Origin of the sequence: Lactobacillus sp. ESL0230 (assembly GCF_003692805.1) — a bacterium.
In the GTDB taxonomy this organism is placed as follows: Bacteria; Bacillota; Bacilli; order Lactobacillales; family Lactobacillaceae; genus Lactobacillus; species Lactobacillus bombicola.
Genome location: NZ_REHI01000008.1, coordinates 213,958 through 232,801, shown reverse-complemented (window position 1 = coordinate 232,801; position 18,844 = coordinate 213,958). Strand labels below are relative to the sequence as shown.

Here is an 18,844-nt window from a genome sequence, read left to right as displayed (position 1 = left end):
GAAATGAGGAACTAACTTTTAGATGAAGATAAAGAAACTAATAACTACTATTGCTATCGGAGTAGGTTTAGTTATCCCTATTTTTAAAATAAATCAAAATCAAGTAGTTGAAGCTGCTACCGTAAATTCAATTGCTAAGCAAAATAGTTATAGCAATGTTACTTTTTTATATAAAATGTTGCAAACACAAAATATTCGCTATAATAAGTTTTATGCTAATGGTAACAAAATTAAGTACCGTAAGGGTAAGCCAGAAGGAATTGTTATTCACGAAACAGCCACTCCTGGTGCATCAGCTTATAATGAGGCAATTTATTTTAATCGTGAGTGGAAGAACATGTATTCATATGTGCATGCCTTTGTCGATCACGGCCAGGTAATCCAAATGATGACGCCAAATTATGGTGTATGGGGTGCAGGAGCAATTGCTAACAATCGCTATATTCAAATTGAATTATGCCAAGAGAACACGCGTGCTAAATTTGCTAAAAGTGTAAATAATGATGCAATTTATGCGGCTAAGCTACTTCATCGTTATAATATTAAACCAAGTAACGCCTGCAATACAGGCAAGGGTACAGTTTGGTCACATCATGCAGTCTCCCGTTTTTTAGGTGGAACAAATCATACTGATCCTGATGATTACTTTGCTAGGTGGGGTTATTCAATGGATCAATTTTATGCCTTACTGAAATATTACTATAATTTGCAAGGAGCAGAACCTAGTCCTAATCCTAAAAATGATAGAACTGATAATCCTAGCATAAATGAATCTGAAACAACAGGAACGAAGACTTTGATGCACGATTCCTATATTTACGATGCTAACGGTGAGTTAACTAGTGCCCCATTAATGCTAGCTGGAACGCAAGTAACCTTGAGTGGGTCTAAGACTATAAATGGTAAGCCATACTTAAAAATTGATGATAATCAATATGTTGATGCAAGTAATATTATTGGTACAAAGCGAACTTTGAAGCAGGATGCTTATATTTATGATACAGCTGGTGTGCTTATGAATGAGCCGGAACTTAAATGTGATCAAGCAGTCAAAGTTTATGGTAGTCCTATTAATATTGCAGGTAAATTTTATTATCCAATTAATGCTAACCAATTTGTGAAAGTAACTAATTTTAAGTAATTAAAAACAGTTCAAAGGAAATTTTTAGTTAATCGCTAAAACCGTTTTATTTAGTGATGTAGGTTGTTTCCTTGGACTGTTTTTTTATGTAGAAAAATTAATTTTTAATTGATGCCTTAGCTTTAGCTAAAACATCAATGACAGCAGTACTATGCTCATATAATTTGTTAGCCATTTGCTGATCATGTTGATCAATAATTTTACTGAAATTATTGAATTCGCTAGCCATACGGTGTGAATATTGATTAAAACGTAAGCGGTTAGTTTCTCCATTACGCATTTCAACTGTAAAGTCGTTAATAACACCTGTTGATCCATCAAAATAAATAGAACCTTTTTCTCCTTCAATAAAAGAACGGGGTGTAGTATAGCAGTCTTTAGCTGCAATAAGAATGGCCTGCTTATCTGGGTAAACTAAATTTAAGCTACCTGAAGTATCAATACCTTTTTGCACAACTGGATAATATTGCACACTAATCGGTTTGCCAAAAAGACCAACTACTAGGTGTATATTATATATATTTAGGTCCATTAAGGTTCCACCGCCCTTAGTGGGGTCGAAAACAGGCGCAATTTTATTGGCTAAAAAGTCATCATAACGACTAGAATATTGAGTATAATTGAGGCAAATAATGTGAATGGGTCCAATTTTATTTATTATTTTTTTGATTGCTTGATAATTTTTTAAATGAATATTTGTAATTGCCTCTAAAATAATTACCTTATGCTGGTCAGCCAATTGCTTGAGTTCAGTAGCTTCGGCAACTGTTGCTACATAAGGCTTTTCACAAATTACATTTTTACCAGCTAAAATAGCTTGTTTTACTACTTGGTAGTGTAATGAATTTGGTACAGCCACATAAACAGTGTCAACGTTGTTATCGTTACATAAAAGTTCGTTATTTGTAAAGACATCTTTAATGTTATATTGTTTGGCCAGACTTTGGGCAACGTGTTGGCTGCGTTCAGTGGTTGAAATAGCGGTTATTTTCATATTGGCAATTTTATCTGCTGTTTGTAAAAAATCGTGTACAATCATACCACTACCAATGATTCCTAATTTCATGAATAATCCTCCTTTTAAAAATTATATCTATTACTACTTCAATCTTAGATGATTCGATATAGATGGGCAATAGGCGTGCTTGTCTCTCTAAAATAAAAAACACATTATAACTAAGGTTATAGTGTGTTTTTATTAGTTTTATTTTTTCTTTTGCGGTAAAGGCTTCGCATCTAAAACATTGTTTGGCATCTTTAAAAAATCATGGGTGCCAATATTGGCATAGCTTTGACCAACTTCAAGTTGCATAATTTTTCCTATTTTCATATATACTTTATAACTAAAAGATGCCAATTTTTGCTTTTTAACAACAAGTTTAACGTCCATTTTTTGATAGGTCCCTTTTTGAGCGAGTTGTTTATAAGCTGGTAATTGTTTTTTGCTTTGGTTATTTGTCCTAAAGATTGGCTGAACGGCAGCTTGCATTATTTTTTTATCAGTAAGTGTTGCAGTTAAAGTATATTTATTACTTGACCGCTTCATTTGATAGGCATTAATGAGTTTATTAGGTGGATCTAGTAGCATTTTGTTATTCATAACAGCGTCGACAATATCGTTATATGAATGTCCAGTTAGTTTATCAAGGGGAGTAACATACCACGTACTTTGCCCATTAATATAAGCCTTATTAGTATTACTGATCCATTCCTCTAAATTACTGCTTTTGCCTTTAGCTTGAGTTTGATAATTCAAATGAAAAATAGTTGGATTACCACCAAAGGTATATGTAGAAGTGATAACTTGACTTTCTGTATCAGTTTTTAAATTAATTAGCTGCTTGGCTTGGCCACTTTTAAAAGTTTGTTGTGACTTTTTGATTACGGTTGATTTGTTCAGAACCGGTTCAGCTGGCTTTTTTGGTGCTGCACAACCACTGCTAATCAGTGCTACAATGAGCCCCATACCAAGTAATACTTTTTTTAATCTCATTTTGTTAAAAAATCTCTTTTCTTATAATCATTAATATCTCTATTGTATCGTAAAATGTTAAATTAAAAAACGATTTTTAGTTCTAAACCCTATGAAAACAAAATTTAAATGTGTAAAATAATAAGTGAAGCTTTTAATTTGCAAAGGAGATATTTCATGTCAAAATTAGTTTTGATCCGTCATGGACAAAGTGAATGGAATCTTGAAAACAAGTTTACTGGTTGGGTTGATGTTAACCTTTCAGAACAAGGTGTTGCAGAAGCCAAAAATGCTGGTCGTTTAATTAAAGCGCATGGTCTTAAGTTTGACCAAGCTTATACTTCAGTTTTAACACGTGCAATTAAGACTTTGCACTATGCTTTAGCTGAAAGTGACCAACTATGGGTACCAGAAACTAAATCATGGCGTTTAAATGAACGTCACTATGGTGGTTTGCAAGGTTTGAATAAACAAGCAACTGCTGACAAATATGGAGATGATCAAGTTCACATTTGGCGTCGTTCATATGATGTTTTGCCACCAAAATTGGAAGATGATTCAGAATTTAGTCAAGTGCACGATCGTCGTTATGCTGATCTTGATCCGAACATCATTCCACGGACAGAGAATTTAAAGGTTTGCTTAGAGCGAGTAATGCCATTCTGGGAAGATCATATTGCTCCTGACTTACTAGCTGGTAAGAACGTTATTATTGCTGCTCATGGTAATTCACTTCGTGCCTTGACTAAGTACATTGAAAACATTTCTGATGAAGATATTATGGATTTGGAAATGAAGACTGGTGAACCAGTTGTCTACACTTTTGATGACAAATTAAAGGTTGTTAACAAAGAAAAGCTAGATGATTAATTAATCAGTAAAAGACTATTTTAGAGGAATCTGAATGGTCTTTTTTGTTATAAAATTTTTTTATAGTTATTAAACGGTGCATGTATTGAATTAACTTGCTATACTATAAGCAAAGTTTATTTTTTTGTATTATTGAAGGGGTAATTGGTGAATAAAATGAAAAGAAGCGATCAGCATCACACCAAATTAATGTTGAGTGGCATTGTACTTTCAGCGGCAGTTAGCTTTTTTTATTTTCAACAGCGATCACTGAAAGACAAGCACATCTCTTGGTCTGACTTGTTAGCTGACAGAACTAACTTTAAAAAAAGAGCTAAGCAACAATTGCAAGTAATGGGTAATGCTGTACAAAAATTGTGTAATTTTGACAAAAACAAATTGTCTAATAAGCAAGCATCGGCATTAGAAATTTTACCAGTTACTACAGCTGCTAGTGAGACTGTGACTGAACCTGAAGTTTCAGCCCCGCATTCAACAGCTGGAACTACTAGTAATTGCCAGGTTCTAGTTAACTATGTGGATGAGGATAATAATTTGATTGCCCAAAGTGAAATTTTAAGGGGGAAAGAAGGAGTTAGTTATGCTTCGATCTTCAAGTCGGTTAAAGGTTATTTACTAAAAAAGCGGACAGATAATGCTAAAGGACGCTTTAAAGCGGAAGCACAAGTAGTCAAGTATATTTATATTAAGGATAGTGCTTATCAAGCTCCAACCCAGAACACAAAATAGTGGAACATTTTTGGGTTAATTAGGCCAGTTTACCAGAATTAATAATTGATATTAATTGAGCTATAAAAAAAGAAATCAAACCGCTAGTCGCTTGTAACTAGCGGTTTTTATAATTACTAAATTTACTAACCAAATATTTTACATCCAAAATACTTGACTTAAAGTTAACTTTAAGGGGTATGGTTATCCTATAATTTAGTAAAAACAGACAGTATTCTTGTCTAAATTAAAATTAGGAGTAATTAATGAGAAGGGCGAATAAGTATCGTATCGGTCAATTTAGTCAGGTAACTTATTTGCCAGCAGCAACTTTGCGTTATTATGAGCAAGAAGGTTTGTTGGCGCCAAAACGTGATAGTTTGGGTCAACGATTTTATACTGATGCAGATTTAGCTTGGTTAAATTTTATCCTACATTTAAAAGACACGGGGATGACCATTACTGACCTGAAAAAATATGTTGATTTACGCGCTCAAGGAGATGAGACAATTAGTCAGCGCCTAGCTTTACTCAAGCAAGTCCAAGTTCAGGCTGAAGCGCAATTATTTAATTTAAAAAATAGTTTAACCATTGTTAAACAAAAAATTGCTTGGTACGAAGGTAAGAAAAATGCAACCATTGCCGATGATGAAACTTTTGTAGCTTATTTAAATCGAATTAGGGAGAGGAAACAAAATGATTAAACATGAAAATGAAGTTAAGCAAGCCCTATTTGCATTAGGTGAAAAAAATACGGCCTACCAAAAATATTTTATTGGACAAAGCTATTTGCAAAATTTAGTAGCTGATCCCAAGCTCAATGTTAATGTAGCTAATGTTAGTTTTGAGCCTGGATGTCGTAATAACTGGCATAAACATAATGGTGGGTTTCAAATTTTATTGGTAACTGCTGGTGAAGGTTGGTATCAAGCAGAGGGTCAACCGGCTCGAAAACTTTATCCAGGTGATGTTGTGGTAGTCCATGATGGAGTCAAGCATTGGCATGGAGCGACTAAGGATAGTTGGTTTGCGCATGTGGCTATTACAAGTGGTACACCAGAATGGCTTGAACCAGTACCAGATGAAGTATATCAACAATTGGAGGATTAATGATGAAAAAACAAACAGCTGGACGTGATAATTTAGGTAAGCTGGCCCCGAAGTTTGCTGAATTGAATGATGATGTTTTATTTGGTCAAGTTTGGTCACGTGAAAAGCAATTATCTGCCCGGGAACGTAGTTTAATTACTTGCGCATCTTTAATGACTCAAGGTGCTTTTCCGCAATTAAAAGCGCATCTGAAAATTGCTCAAAATAACGGGGTAACTAAAGAAGAAATGGTTGAAATTATTACTCATTTAGCCTTTTATTGTGGCTGGCCTAAAGCTTGGTCGACTTTTGATTTGGTAAAAGAGGTTTATGGAGAATAAGTAATTGTTTTAAAATTGTCCTACTTCAGCAATAGAGCCAGTCAAATCGGCTATAATGTGTTTAAGTAAAAACAACATTTTTATATTGATGAAGGGGTTACCAATTATGACTAAAAAAATCCTTATTTTACATACTGGCGGTACAATTTCAATGTCAGAAGATGAATCAGGTAAGATTAAACCCAATGAACGCAATCCACTCGCTAATATTTCTCTAAAAAATAAAAGTGAACTTGAACTAGTAACTGAAGAAATTTTTAATGTACCTTCGCCGCATATGAATCCAGAACGAATGTTACAGTTATCACTCAGAATTCGTCAGGCTGAAGCAGAGGGATTTTATGGTGCGGTGGTAACTCACGGGACGGATACCTTAGAAGAAACCGCAATTTTTTTAGATTTAACTATTTCTAGTAACATGCCAGTAGTAGTCACAGGGGCAATGCGCTCTTCTAATGAAATTGGAAGTGATGGTCTATATAATTTTCGGACGGCAATCATGGTAGCTAGTTCCAAAGAATCAGTGGGTAAAGGCGTGGTCGTAGTTATGAATGATGAAATTCATTCAGCACGTTATGTAACTAAGACCCATACTACAAATGTTGCCACTTTTCGCACGCCAACCTTTGGACCAATCGGTATTGTTTCAGAAGGTCATGTCAATTATGTACAGACAATTAAACCGCAACAACATCTACCAATTAATTATGTAGTTGATCAAGTATTTTTAGTTAAAGCTTACGCAGGGATGGGAACGGAATTGTTTCGGGCTTTGAACCAGACCGCAACTAATGGTATTGTAATTGAGGCTTTAGGAGCTGGTAATATGCCACCTGAAACCTTACCAGAGCTTCAAGCACTTGTTGAGCATAAGATTCCAATAGTTTTAGTTTCACGTTGCTTTAATGGAATTGCTGAGCCGGTTTATGATTATCAAGGCGGCGGAGTTAACTTAAATAAGATGGGAATTATTTATTGTCGGGGCTTAAATGGGCAAAAGGCGAGAATTAAATTATTGGTTGGCTTGAGTGCAGGCTTATCAGGCTTAGAATTAAAAAAATATATTAATAATTAAGTTTAAATCGTTCATCACTGATGAACGATTTTTATTTCTAACTTACAGATAATGAATAACTATAAATTATTGGTTGTTTGAGGTTGTAATATGTGCTATTATTCTCATAAAATATATGAAAGCGATTGCATATAGGAGAAAGCTTATGATTTACCAAGCAGATATTGAATGGGATGCCAATTATGATGTTGTAGTACTAGGATTTGGTGGCGCGGGGGCAACAGCTGCCCGTTTTGCTGCGGACCAAGATGCGCGGGTTTTGTTGGTCGATGCTGCTCCAGAAGGCCATGAGGGTGGGAATACACGTTATTCTGCTCAGCTATTGGGAACTGGTGAAGATTTTAACAAAATGAAAAAATATTACCAACAATTAACAGCACCGATGTCATTAGATGAAGAGATGATTGACACTTATGTTAAAGGTATGGTGGCAATGCCTGAATATGTTTCTAAGTATTTAGAAGTAGAACCATGCAGTGCTAAAGACTATGCACCTCAATCACGTTGGGCATTTGAAGAATTTCCTGAATATGAAGGTTCAGAAACGCATGATTTTACAACGGTCGCCAAATCATGGTTTGATGCATCTTTATGGCAAATTTTAAAAAATCAAGTAAGCAAAAGACAAAGCAAGATTGATGTTTTGTATAATACACCAGCCATTGAATTAATTCAAAATGGTCAAACTAGAGTAATTGAGGGCGTTGTAATTGAACGTGATAATAAGAGGCTAAACGTTCAAGCTAAAAATGGTGTAGTACTGGCTACTGGCGGTTTTGAAAATAATCAGCGCATGGTTGAAGATTATTTAGGAGCAAAAAAATTAGCTCCTTTAGGTACACTTTACAATAAAGGTGATGGTGTTCGGCTGGCACAAGAAGTTGGTGCTGATCTTTGGCATATGCATAATTTTGAGTCATTGGGTCTCTTACACGGAATGGCTTTTGCTGTACCTCAAGGTGAGCGCGGTCGTTTAATGTTAGGTGAACAAAATGAAAAAGTTGCTCATGGCAGCGCATTTGTGATTGGTGATGATGGTACAAGATATTTTAATGAAGCAGAAGAAAATCGACATGGCCATATTAAGAATCATGGTCAATGGAAAGTGCCAATGAATCAAGTCCACCCCTATCTAATTTTTGACAGCAAGAAGAAAGAGGAGCTTGATCACGATCCAATAATTGGTAGCTATGCACCATATTATAATCAGATAATTAGTGCTAGTTCACCAGCAGAATTAGCAGAAAAAATTGAAATTGAACCAGCGGTCTTGAATCAGACGGTAGCTAGGTTTAATCATGCATGTGAAGAACATAACGATTCCGAATTTCATCGTGCGTCAACTACTCTACAAGCTTTTACTGGAGCTGAAATTTTTGCAGTTAAGCTGGAACAAACGATGCTTAATACTCAAGGCGGTCCCAGAAGAAATGTGAAAGCTGAGATTATCGATACTAAGGGTCAAGTAATTCCACACTTATATTCAGCAGGAGAATTAGGTGGGATTAGTGCCAATCAATACCAAGGTGGTGGCAACTTAGCCGAATGTTTGATTTGGGGTAAGATTGCTGGGGAAAATGCTGCAATACCAAAATTGGCTAATGAAGCTGACGTGGCAAGTGGTGCTTCGGTAAGTGAGAAACATTTAAATTCTGATTTAAGGCGGGAAACTTACCCCACAGCTAAAAATCAATACATTGGTCGTTCAAGTCGCGGTATGGGTGACGAAATTGTAGTCCGAGTTACTGTTGATGAAAATAAGAATTTGCAAGAAATTGAAGTGTTGAAGCAGGCAGAATCAGCTGATTATGGACAAAAAGCAATTGAGATTTTACCTAAGGAAATGGTCAAGCAAAATCGTACTGATGTTGATGCAATTACCGGTGCTTCCAGTACCAGTAGGGGACTACGGGATGCCGTTAATGATGCTTTAAGCAAGATTAAATAAAGATAGTTAAAAAGGTCATTATTAGTAATGATCTTTTTGTGTAGTCAAAAAACTTTAGTTATAATGAGTAAAATAGAGTAATTATATTTTGAATAAAGAATTTATTGATGGCGGAGAATAAAAATGAATTTTACTCAGTTACGTTGCTTTATCAAGGCTGTAGATAATTCAAGTTTTACAATTGCAGCAGAGAGAATGAACTTTTCTCAATCAGCAGTTTCAAAGAATATTAAAGACTTAGAAAATACCATCGGCGTAACCTTGATTAACCGAGGACATCATCGCATTTCACTTACGGATGCGGGTAAATATTTTTATCGTGTGGCACGTAATGTGGTAGATGATATGGATTATACTGTTGCCTATTTACAAAGTAAAAGAAATGACCCAGAGACCCTCTTGCGAATCGGTGTATGTGATACGCCATTAGAGCAAAGTGTTTTGCCCCTTTTTTTGCGTAAGTTACGCGAGGCTGGAAGTAATTTGAATATCCAGTTTGTTTTTGTTCTAAATAACTCAATTGGCGAGTTGCTTAATCATCATGTTGATTTATGCGCTATTGCACGTGACGATGTCAATGTGGTAGATGACGTTCAGTTTGAACCTTTAATTCAGGGTCAGGTAGTAGCAGCTTGTCCCCCTGATTCACCTTTGGCGCAAAAAAAAGTAATTTCTTTATCAGATTTGATTAAACAGGATTTGTTTTTGCTCGATCCAAATAGTTCACTTAATGTACAGGTCAATTTTCAAAATGAATTGATTAACCATATGGGAATGGATCATATTAAATTTGTTCAAGATTTTTTGGCAATGAATATTTATGTTCGTGGCGGTTGGGGGTATGGTATTTTGCCTAATTTTATTGCTGATTATCAAGCTACTGATATCAGCTATGTCCCAATCGATTATCATGATATTTCTCCATATGGCATTGCCTATATGAAATCTTTTACTAATGAGTCGGTTTTAAAAGAAGTGATTACGACTTTAAATAAAGCAATCACAGAATATTTAAAGCAAAAAAATAAATAATGCACAAATTAAAAATATTAAATAAATGCTTGTAGTCTAGAAAAAAGGGCGGCATACAAGCATTTTTTGTTACTTATTTTTTATCATTTTGGTAATTATTCCATTTAGTAATCTTAAATTCTTAATTTAGTGCAAAGATTCACTAAATTGATAGTATGATAAAAGTGCTTAAAAGATTACTTTAAAAGTGAGGGATAAAAATGGAGAATACTTATGATGTAATCGTTGCTGGGGCAAGTAATTCAGGAGCAATGGCAGCGTGTGCAGCGGCTGAAAAGGGGGCCAAGGTTTTATTAATTGATAAGCAAGGAAGTTCACAATTTCTCTTTCGTTCTTTTTTTGCAGCACTTAATAGCAATGCGCAAAAAAGAGCAGGAATTAAGGTTGATAAAGCTAAATTATTAAATTTTTTAACACTTTTTTTCCAAGACAATGTTGATGAACGATTACTTTGGACTTGGGCTAACCATGCTGATGAAACAGCTAATTGGCTTGAAGATCAGATTTTGAAACCAAATGGTGGTGTTTTAAGACCACAAAAAGATGCTCACTATGAAACTATCGTTAATACCGCTTTTAATACTGAACTAGCAATTGCTACGCCAGATAATGGTTGGGCGCACTATGGTGAGTGGGTACTCAATAAAGCGCAGCAATTAGGTGTGATGCTTAAGTACAATACCAAGATGGAAGAAATTTTAACCAATGATCAAGGAAAAGTAACTGGCGTTATTACTAGTGACCGTGCTAGTGGTAAAAAAACACAATATCAAGCCACTAAGGGCGTTATTATTTGTACTGGCGGTTATGGTGGCAATGTTGATTTAATGAAGAAATGGAATCCACTTGGATACAAGAAGAATGTTTATTCTGATGGACCACGTGACGATGGCTCAGGTATTCTTGCTGGTCTAAAAGTAGGCGCAGCGCGAGATGAAGAACCCGCTGAAATTATTTTTGATCGCGGGGCGGTGCCGGTAGGAACTAAGGCTGAAGATTTTTATAAAATTGACTTTAAAGGTCCGGGGTACTTTTGGTTAGGTGCCTATCCCTTACTAAAGGTTAATTTAAATGGTGAACGCTTCGGTAATGAAAGTGTTCCTTATCAATTTGATATTAATGCCATGTCAAAACAACCTGGTTATCTTGAAGCACAAATTTGGTCTGAAGAAACTATGGATCATTTAGCACAGTTTGATACGCAAGGCTGTTCTCGCTTAGGTTGGCCAGGAATTTATAATACTGAAGAAAATAAGGCCGAAATTCAACGCCGCCTTGATGATGGAATGGTACAAAAGGCTGACACGATTGAAGAACTGGCTGAAAAATTAGCTTTACCAAAAGATAAGTTGGTTGAAACAGTTAAACGGTATAACCAGATGTGTAAGCAAGGTAAAGATACTGATTTTGGCAAAGAAAAATTCAGATTATACCCAGTTGAACATGGTCCATATTATGGCGTCATAATGGGGGGACGACTTTTAGCGACGCTTGATGGCTTACGAATCAATTCTAAGATGGAAGTGATTGATAAAGATGGTAACCCAATTCCGCACTTATATGCAGCAGGTAATGCTAGTGGTGGTTTCTTCTGGGGCTCATATCCAGACCGTGTTCCGGGCCTAACTTGCAGCCATGCACAAACTTTTGGGCGTTTAGCCGGTCAAAATGCGGCCAATAACTAAGGTAATTTAATAAAGGAGTTTTGATTATGATGAATGAAAGACCAATGCCTAAGCTTTCGAATTATCGCTGGGTTATTTTAGCAATTGCGGCTTTACTTGATGCAATTAGTAGTTATATTCAATTTCAAATTTCGGCTTTAGCAACACAAATTATGCCGGAGTTACATATTTCGCCAGCTCAATTTAGCAGTTTACTAATGGCTCCAATGTTAGTAGCTGTATTCTTAAGTATTCCGGCAGGTTCTTTAGCTGATCGTTTTGGTGCGAAACGAATTGTAGCTGTTGGCTGTATTATTTCTGTCTTGGGCGCTTATGGACGCTTAGTGGCACATAACTTTGCTTCAATGATGATTATGTTATTACTTTTTGGCGTTTATATGGCCCTGTTAAATGCTAATACTTTAAAGTTATTTGGTACTTGGTTTAAGCAAGATACCAACTTAGCAATGGGAGTCTTTTTCGCTTCAGCTAGTATCGGAATCATGCTGTCACAAGTAACTAGTCCAATGTTTCCAAGTGTCGAAGCAGCTTATATGTTTTCATCAAGTGTTTTATTGGTTTTAACGATTGGTTGGATTCTCTTGGTTAGAGATACGCCTAAGGGAGAAGAACTACCGCCTGAAGCACTTAAGCAAGAACGAGCAGCATCTTCTATTGATTTCTTTAAAGCAGCTGCTCATAGTAAGAAAACATGGCTAGTAGCCTTATCTGTTGGTTGTGGCATGGGAGCTAGTGAAGCTTTCTCTGGCATTTTACCGCAAGCTTTTGTTGCTAGGGGATTATCGCCACGTACTGCTGGAATGATTGCGGCTGTTGGAACAATTGGTAGTCTGTGTGGTTCATTATTTGGCCCGGCTTTAATTAATAAGGCTAAGAAGGCTAAACCAGTAATGATAGCTGTAACTATTTTGGGTGGTTTATTAATAGCAGTTACTTGGTACGTGCCAATGGGGCTACCATTAACCATTGCCTTAATCCTTGGGGGATTGTTTGGTGCGGTGACTGGTCCAGTAATGCAATCAATGCCAATTACTTTCCCTGAGATTGGACCGAAGTATGCGGGTTCTGCAGGCGGATTAGTTGGAACTGTCTCCTTACTTTTATCATATTGTATTCCAGTTATTGTTTCTGCAATTGCTGGTAGAAATTACGCCTTAACTTTCATTATTCAAGGAATTGTTTTTGCTTTAACAATCATATTTATGGCAATACTACCAGATGCCAATGATGCACGGCGGCGTAAATAGTAATTAATTTAAATTAAGAGGATTTTTAAAATGGCCAAAAAAATTACAGATAAGCCAGGTAAATATACCGGTTCAGGACAAGGAAAAGAGAGTCAAATCAACCTTGAAGTTGAGGTGGGTAGTGACCAAATTATTAGGGTAAACTCACTTGATCGATATGCTCCAGATAGTTTAGCAGATAATGCTTTTCAGAAGATGGCGCAAAAGATTGTTGATCAGCAGTCAATTGATGTGGATGTAGTCTCAGGGGCATCTGAAACTTCGCGCGGGATTATTGAAGGTGTCAAAAGTGCTTTGACTAAAGCTGAAGTTGATTTTGCTGCTTTAAAAGAAAATAGTGCTCAAACTAGTACAACTACTAAAAGGGAAATTACGGTTGATATTGCAGTTGTGGGTGCAGGTGGAGCCGGTGTAGCTGCAGCACTTGCTGCCATACAGCATGGCGCAAGTGTTGCATTATTAGAAAAAACCATTTCTCCCCTTGGTGCTAGTACTTTTGCTGGTGGAATGTTTGCCGGTGATAGTCAGCAACAAAAAGATCAAGACCAAGTCGTTTCTAAAAAGTGGCTTTATGATGAGTATATGGATGCTTCTCAAGGCTATATGAATTCAATTTTAGTACGCCGGATTATTGATGAATCTGGAAAAACGGTTGACTGGCTCAATGAAAATGGCGCAATTATGAAGTTGGTTGATGCCGGAACAGGTGGCAGTTTCGATCATATTGGGATGCCGGCAACTTTGCATGGTTATCAAGAAGGTGGTACAAAAGCCGTTACCAAACTGATTGAAAAGTTTAAATCTCTCGGTGGACAAATGTACTTTGGCTTTGCCGGGCAGAAGTTATTGCAGGATGATCAAGGACAAGTTATTGGTTTAATTGCACAAAGTGATGAGCAGGAATTACAAGTCAACGCTAAAAAGGTCATTATTGCAACTGGTGGCTTTGGTGGTAATGCCGAAATGCGTAAAGAATATCTAGGTGATGTTAGTACCCAAGGGCAGGTTTTGCAAAATACCGGTGATGGTTTAAATATGGCTTGGTCAGCTGGCACTGCCCGTCATATCAATGGTTCAACTCATTATTTTTGGCAAACTTTTAGTAATAAGGAAATTGGAGCAATGGCTAAGCTAGTTGGTCCTAGTTGGATGCCATTAAATGCTTTAGCCGATTTTCCTAATTTGCGGGTCAATAAGCGCGGTCAACGTTATGCTAGTGAAACCCATGCTTTAGACTTTGCAGTCCACGGAGCGGAATTATCTGAACAACCGCAGCAAACCGAATTTGTTATTTTAGATCAGGCCATGCTTGATAAGATTAAGGAAGGCGGCACGGTCGCAATTGAAGATCACTATGGCAAATGGAAGAACAAGCGCGAATTTTACATGGAATTTAACTTCCCAACGGATACTGATGAAAGTATTAAGCGTGAGCATGAAAAGACTGATTTTACGACTCTTTTGAAACAATTATCATCAACGAATGTTGTCTTTATTGGTCAGACCATTCCTGAATTGGCTGAGCAGATGGGAGTTGACGCAATCAATTTGCAAAAATCAGTTGACCAGTACAATGAAGCTAAGAAGAAGGGGGAAGATGAGTTATTCTTCTCTGACACTAAGCGCATGATTCCAGTTGAACAGGGCCCATTTTATGCTGTTAAGTTTATTGCCCGTAATCTTGGGACTCTAGGCGGTGCCACAATTGATGAAAAGATGCGTGCATTGAAGCCTGACGGCGAACCAGTTGGCAATTTATATATTGCTGGTGCTGATGCATCCGGGATGTATGGCAAAGCTTATGTTGATTTTGAAGGTGGTACTCTAGGTTTTGCTTACATTTCTGGTCGTTTAGCAGGAATTGATGCAGCAGAAACTGCTAAAGAAAGTAATTAAATTTAAAGAGCATGGATTAACTGAATTGACCATGTTCTTTACTAAAGCAATGAGGTCTAAAGAATGGAAGATTATGATGTAGTAATTGTTGGTGCTGGTCTTGCTGGGTTTGCCGCAGCAGCCGAAGCTGGTGATCAAGGCTTAAAAACTTTACTTGTTGAAAAAGGAAAAACGACAGGTGGTACAGGTAATTATGTTGAAGGGGTGTTTGCTGCTGATTCAGTAATACAAAAGCAAGAAGATGCGGTTATTGACAAAAAAGAGCTTTTACAAGAAGAATTAAATTATTCTCATTATCGTGCCGATGGCAGAATGTGGCAAAAGTACATTGATCAAGCGGGTACGAATGTTTCTTGGCTTGAAGAGCGAGGCGCTAAAATTACGATGGTTGCCGGACTTGGTGATGGTGCTAAAACATGGCATTTGTTTGAAGGTAAAGGCCATGACGCAATTCATAATGGCTTGGAGCCATATGCCAAAGAAAAAGGTGTGAAGCTGGTTACGCAAACGCGGGTAATCGATTTAAAGCAAGAAACTGATAATTCTTATGAAGTAACTTTACTTCAAATGATCGATGAAAAAGAGCGAGTTGCTAAAGCTAAGAATATAGTTTTGGCAACTGGGGGTTATTTGAACGATCAAGAATTACTAGCCAGCACTGCTCATCAAAATCCGCAAAATATTATTCCTGTTAATTCTGGCAAAAATACCGGTGATGGTCTGCGCTTAGCATGGAATTTGGGTGCCAAGAAATTCTTTACTGGAATGGCAATGATGTTCGGGGGACAATTAAAAGACCCGACCATTCCTGCTTATAAGTTGTGGGGGACAGCGATTTGGAGTTCTGTATGTGATCAACCGCAATGTTGGGTTAATGAAATGGGCGAACGCTTTGTTGATGAAAGCGCAGCGGTTGTTAATTGGGCTAATGAAGGCAATGCTATGAATCGCCAAGATCGAATTTTTTGTATTTTTAGTCAAAAGATCTTAGATGACTTTACAGACAAATCATATCCAAGATCAATGAAGCCTTTTGTACCGGAAGATCGTTATCCAACCTTGCGTGATGATATAGAGCAGGCTGAAAAAGATGGTCGTGAGTACTTACACAAAGCTAATACCCTTGAGGAATTAGCAGAAGAAATCGATACACCAAATCTGGTTTCATACGTAAAACATTACAATGAAATGGCAGCAAACGGCGAAGATACGGATTTCCATAAACCTGCTAAATATCTATTACCTGTTGATGGCAATGGTCCATTTTATGCAATTGAATTAGGTGTTGGAGCCTATACTACAGGTGATGGTTTGCGGGTTAATGTCAATAATCAGGTTTTAGACACTGAAGGACGATTAATTAGAGGCTTATATGCAATTGGTGGTGATGGTTCCGCAGTTCTCTATGGCGATACATACGGTGTTAACGTGCCGGGAACCCATGCTGGATACTGTGTTTTCTCTGGGCGAAATGCAGTCAAAGCAATTGTAAATAAGGCGTAAACATAAGTTAGTTTTAATTCTATATTCTCTCAAAAACCAACTTCCAAAAAATGGAAGTTGGTTTTTATTGGTTCTGGTTTTTAAATTCATTAGGTGACATTTGGTAGACATTATAAAATGCATTGTACAAATTCCGATAGGTTTTGAAACCAGTTAATTCAGCGATTTCTATCCAAGATTTTGGAGAAGAGTTCATTAAATCAATGGCTTTATTTATTCGAACAAGTCTTAAAAGTTCAGAAAATGATGTCCCTAGACTTTTCTTTATGAGTCTTGAGGTATATCCCTCAGAATATGCAAAGTGTTGGGAAACGTCATGAATCTGAATATCTTTATCAAAATTTTGTGAAATAAAGCTGGTGAGTTCTTTAGCAAAGTAAATGTTACTTTCCTGTTGATCGATATTGCTCTCTTTAGCGTAATATTCAGTTAATATTCGAACAACGTTAATAACGTTAGTGGTGATCTTAAGGTTTGTAACTAACGAACTATTTGAATTTTGTAAGTTTATAATGTCTTTAAAAGTTGAGATAAGTTCCTGATTAATTGTATTGGATTCTATACATGAATTTGCTGCAAAAATATATTTATACAAAAAAGTATTATTAGTAAGTTCATTCAAAAATGACAATGGTAATTGGATACATAGTACCGAATTTTTTTGTAAGCTTTTAGTCGAGTGTATTTGATACGGATTAATTGCTATAAAATCATTTTTGCATAATAAAAAATTGTGATTTTTTAACTTAACTTCAAGTTTACCATGTGCGCAATAAAGTAGTTCTGTGCTTTGATGCCAATGCATCGGAATAACTCTATTTAGATTATGAGCATGAAAATTGAACACTTTAAAAGGCAATTTTTTTGAATTACTTATTTTTTCATGTTGGATATATGACATAGGCATTTCCCCTATCAAAATATGTTGGAAGGTCATTATTTTACATGTTTCCTATTTAAAAAATGTATTTTAACTTCATTGGAAACGCTTTACTATTGTTTTAGAAAAATAAAAAACAGTGAGGAAGAATTTTTATGAAGGAAAAGATGACTAAACTCTTTCAAAAGTTGCAGCCATGGGTCGACAAAATAGGAAATAATAAATACTTACAAGCAGTTATGGGTGCAATGATGGCTACTCTAGGCCCCATGATTATTGGTTCATTTGCGACGTTAGTTGCAGTATATGCAGGTAGATGGAAGTTTGCTCAATTGGCAAAAATTATGGGTTTTGTTAACTCAGCAACAATTGGGGCAATTGCGTTATATGTTGTCTTTTTAATGGGAAAATATATCGCGAAAATGTTCCTTAATGATGATGATGGAACAAGTGCAGGCATCATCGCATTAATGTCGTTTTTAATAATTACACCACTTGGAAATATTAAAGATGTAACTGCCGTTCCAACAACTTGGCTTGGTGCTGATGGCTTGTTTTCAGCAATAATTGTGGGAATTGTAGTTGGTAGGTCATATGTTTACATGAAACAACATAAATGGACTATTAAGATGCCAGCTGGTGTTCCCCCAATGGTATCAGATACTTTTGCAGCCTTAATACCAACTCTCTTATTAGGTGTATTTTTCACTATTGTAGCACTTGGTTTTAGTGTAACCTCATTTGGTAGTTTCCATCAACTGATTTTTTCGATAATTCAAATACCATTACAGCACATAGGTGGATCATTCTGGGCAATGGTTCTAGTCTGCTTGATTGAACAGATAATGTGGTTTTTTGGTATTCATGGAACTAATGTGATTACACCAATTGTTGTTCCTATTTGGATGGCTCTTGATATGCAAAACTTAGCTGCATATAAAGCAGGACATCCAGTTCCAAATATTTATGGCTATGCTTTCTTTAATTTTTATACTTGGGGTGGAACAGCATTAGGACTAGTTTTGTTAATGCTATTTATTGCAAAAAGTGAAAGATTTAAGACATTAGGAAAAATTTCTATTATTCCAGCTTTATTTGGTATTACTGAACCTGTAATTTTTGGTACGCCGTTGGTTTTAAATTTTGATTTCTTTGTACCATTTGCAACAAACAATGCTATTGTTGTTATAATAGCTGGTTTGTTAACTAAGCTAGGAATAGTTGCTAGGTGTACAGGAGCTCAGGCAGTATTTGGATTACCACTTGGTGTTCATGCTCTACTAGGAGGGCATATTTCAATAGTTATTTTAGTTTTAATTATTCAATTAGTAATGTCACCTTTACTATGGTATCCATGGTTTAGAAGAGCAGATAAAAAAGCTGTAGCAGAAGAACAAAACGCTGCTAAATAAACTGTCAATGAGAGGTTTTAATTAACCTCTTTTTCGTTGGAGGTA

Annotated in this window: 17 protein-coding genes; 14 read left to right on the top strand and 3 right to left on the bottom strand. The window is 36.3% G+C overall.

What is annotated here, in order from left to right:
* Positions 1-22: 22 nt before the first annotated feature.
* A complete protein-coding gene (locus F5ESL0230_RS07615; protein ID WP_122022263.1) occupies positions 23-1,141 on the top strand; it encodes an SLAP domain-containing protein in 1,119 nt (372 codons plus the stop codon).
* A 97-nt stretch (positions 1,142-1,238) separates the two neighbouring features.
* On the opposite strand, the gene F5ESL0230_RS07610 is transcribed toward F5ESL0230_RS07615, so the two are convergent.
* Both F5ESL0230_RS07610 and F5ESL0230_RS07605 read right to left on the bottom strand, forming a co-directional pair.
* Positions 1,239-2,207 carry a Gfo/Idh/MocA family protein gene (locus F5ESL0230_RS07610; RefSeq protein WP_122022262.1) on the bottom strand — a complete coding sequence of 323 codons (969 nt, stop codon included), beginning with the start codon at positions 2,205-2,207 and terminating at the stop codon, positions 1,239-1,241.
* Between the two features lie 138 nt (positions 2,208-2,345).
* The gene (locus tag F5ESL0230_RS07605) at positions 2,346-3,134 is read right to left on the bottom strand and encodes a hypothetical protein (protein ID WP_233551665.1); all 789 of its coding nucleotides are present in this window, start codon (positions 3,132-3,134) and stop codon (positions 2,346-2,348) included.
* 156 nt (positions 3,135-3,290) lie between these two features.
* Between F5ESL0230_RS07605 and F5ESL0230_RS07600 the strand changes: the two genes are divergently transcribed.
* The 12 genes from F5ESL0230_RS07600 (at position 3,291) to F5ESL0230_RS07545 (ending at position 16,507) form a co-directional block, all read left to right on the top strand.
* Positions 3,291-3,983: a 2,3-diphosphoglycerate-dependent phosphoglycerate mutase gene (locus tag F5ESL0230_RS07600; RefSeq protein ID WP_090092548.1), complete on the top strand. Its 693-nt coding sequence runs from the start codon at positions 3,291-3,293 to the stop codon at positions 3,981-3,983.
* A 156-nt stretch (positions 3,984-4,139) separates the two neighbouring features.
* Positions 4,140-4,712 carry a MucBP domain-containing protein gene (locus F5ESL0230_RS07595; RefSeq protein WP_147440878.1) on the top strand — a complete coding sequence of 191 codons (573 nt, stop codon included), beginning with the start codon at positions 4,140-4,142 and terminating at the stop codon, positions 4,710-4,712.
* 245 nt (positions 4,713-4,957) lie between these two features.
* Positions 4,958-5,395, top strand: coding sequence for a MerR family transcriptional regulator (locus F5ESL0230_RS07590; protein WP_122022260.1), 438 nt, complete (start codon positions 4,958-4,960; stop codon positions 5,393-5,395).
* Positions 5,388-5,801, top strand: a complete 414-nt coding sequence (locus tag F5ESL0230_RS07585) for a cupin domain-containing protein (protein WP_090092545.1) — start codon at positions 5,388-5,390, stop codon at positions 5,799-5,801. The genes F5ESL0230_RS07590 and F5ESL0230_RS07585 overlap by 8 nt, the downstream gene beginning before the upstream one ends.
* Positions 5,801-6,121, top strand: a complete 321-nt coding sequence (locus F5ESL0230_RS07580) for a carboxymuconolactone decarboxylase family protein (protein ID WP_090092544.1) — start codon at positions 5,801-5,803, stop codon at positions 6,119-6,121. Before F5ESL0230_RS07585 ends, F5ESL0230_RS07580 begins: the two co-directional genes overlap by 1 nt.
* A 106-nt stretch (positions 6,122-6,227) precedes the next feature.
* Positions 6,228-7,196, top strand: coding sequence for an asparaginase (locus F5ESL0230_RS07575; RefSeq protein WP_090092543.1), 969 nt, complete (start codon positions 6,228-6,230; stop codon positions 7,194-7,196).
* A gap of 145 nt (positions 7,197-7,341) precedes the next feature.
* Positions 7,342-9,144 carry an FAD-binding protein gene (locus tag F5ESL0230_RS07570; protein WP_122022259.1) on the top strand — a complete coding sequence of 601 codons (1,803 nt, stop codon included), beginning with the start codon at positions 7,342-7,344 and terminating at the stop codon, positions 9,142-9,144.
* A 123-nt stretch (positions 9,145-9,267) separates the two neighbouring features.
* Entirely contained in the window at positions 9,268-10,176 is a 909-nt protein-coding gene (locus F5ESL0230_RS07565) for a LysR family transcriptional regulator (protein WP_122022258.1), read from the top strand.
* Positions 10,177-10,376: 200 nt separating this feature from the next.
* On the top strand, positions 10,377-11,861 hold the full coding sequence (locus F5ESL0230_RS07560) for an FAD-dependent oxidoreductase (protein WP_122022257.1): 1,485 nt from the start codon (positions 10,377-10,379) through the stop codon (positions 11,859-11,861).
* Positions 11,862-11,887: 26 nt separating this feature from the next.
* A complete protein-coding gene (locus F5ESL0230_RS07555) occupies positions 11,888-13,108 on the top strand; it encodes a nitrate/nitrite transporter (RefSeq protein ID WP_122022256.1) in 1,221 nt (406 codons plus the stop codon).
* Between the two features lie 30 nt (positions 13,109-13,138).
* The gene (locus F5ESL0230_RS07550) at positions 13,139-15,004 is read left to right on the top strand and encodes an FAD-dependent oxidoreductase (RefSeq protein ID WP_122022255.1); all 1,866 of its coding nucleotides are present in this window, start codon (positions 13,139-13,141) and stop codon (positions 15,002-15,004) included.
* Between the two features lie 63 nt (positions 15,005-15,067).
* On the top strand, positions 15,068-16,507 hold the full coding sequence (locus tag F5ESL0230_RS07545; protein ID WP_122022254.1) for an FAD-dependent oxidoreductase: 1,440 nt from the start codon (positions 15,068-15,070) through the stop codon (positions 16,505-16,507).
* Between the two features lie 64 nt (positions 16,508-16,571).
* Here the strand turns inward: F5ESL0230_RS07545 and F5ESL0230_RS07540 are convergent, their stop codons facing one another.
* Positions 16,572-17,408, bottom strand: coding sequence for an AraC family transcriptional regulator (locus tag F5ESL0230_RS07540; protein ID WP_158593075.1), 837 nt, complete (start codon positions 17,406-17,408; stop codon positions 16,572-16,574).
* Positions 17,409-17,542: 134 nt separating this feature from the next.
* Between F5ESL0230_RS07540 and F5ESL0230_RS07535 the strand changes: the two genes are divergently transcribed.
* On the top strand, positions 17,543-18,799 hold the full coding sequence (locus tag F5ESL0230_RS07535; protein WP_122022252.1) for a PTS sugar transporter subunit IIC: 1,257 nt from the start codon (positions 17,543-17,545) through the stop codon (positions 18,797-18,799).
* Positions 18,800-18,844: the final 45 nt, after the last annotated feature.

Coding starts and splice junctions, on each gene's coding strand:
- F5ESL0230_RS07540 (WP_158593075.1), bottom strand. CDS start 17,408: ATGTCATATATCCAACATGAAAAAATAAGTAATTCAAAAAAATTGCCT.
- F5ESL0230_RS07555 (WP_122022256.1), top strand. CDS start 11,888: ATGATGAATGAAAGACCAATGCCTAAGCTTTCGAATTATCGCTGGGTT.
- F5ESL0230_RS07570 (WP_122022259.1), top strand. CDS start 7,342: ATGATTTACCAAGCAGATATTGAATGGGATGCCAATTATGATGTTGTA.
- F5ESL0230_RS07545 (WP_122022254.1), top strand. CDS start 15,068: ATGGAAGATTATGATGTAGTAATTGTTGGTGCTGGTCTTGCTGGGTTT.
- F5ESL0230_RS07560 (WP_122022257.1), top strand. CDS start 10,377: ATGGAGAATACTTATGATGTAATCGTTGCTGGGGCAAGTAATTCAGGA.
- F5ESL0230_RS07550 (WP_122022255.1), top strand. CDS start 13,139: ATGGCCAAAAAAATTACAGATAAGCCAGGTAAATATACCGGTTCAGGA.
- F5ESL0230_RS07535 (WP_122022252.1), top strand. CDS start 17,543: ATGAAGGAAAAGATGACTAAACTCTTTCAAAAGTTGCAGCCATGGGTC.
- F5ESL0230_RS07575 (WP_090092543.1), top strand. CDS start 6,228: ATGACTAAAAAAATCCTTATTTTACATACTGGCGGTACAATTTCAATG.
- F5ESL0230_RS07610 (WP_122022262.1), bottom strand. CDS start 2,207: ATGAAATTAGGAATCATTGGTAGTGGTATGATTGTACACGATTTTTTA.
- F5ESL0230_RS07600 (WP_090092548.1), top strand. CDS start 3,291: ATGTCAAAATTAGTTTTGATCCGTCATGGACAAAGTGAATGGAATCTT.
- F5ESL0230_RS07590 (WP_122022260.1), top strand. CDS start 4,958: ATGAGAAGGGCGAATAAGTATCGTATCGGTCAATTTAGTCAGGTAACT.
- F5ESL0230_RS07580 (WP_090092544.1), top strand. CDS start 5,801: ATGATGAAAAAACAAACAGCTGGACGTGATAATTTAGGTAAGCTGGCC.
- F5ESL0230_RS07565 (WP_122022258.1), top strand. CDS start 9,268: ATGAATTTTACTCAGTTACGTTGCTTTATCAAGGCTGTAGATAATTCA.
- F5ESL0230_RS07605 (WP_233551665.1), bottom strand. CDS start 3,134: ATGAGATTAAAAAAAGTATTACTTGGTATGGGGCTCATTGTAGCACTG.
- F5ESL0230_RS07595 (WP_147440878.1), top strand. CDS start 4,140: ATGAAAAGAAGCGATCAGCATCACACCAAATTAATGTTGAGTGGCATT.
- F5ESL0230_RS07615 (WP_122022263.1), top strand. CDS start 23: ATGAAGATAAAGAAACTAATAACTACTATTGCTATCGGAGTAGGTTTA.
- F5ESL0230_RS07585 (WP_090092545.1), top strand. CDS start 5,388: ATGATTAAACATGAAAATGAAGTTAAGCAAGCCCTATTTGCATTAGGT.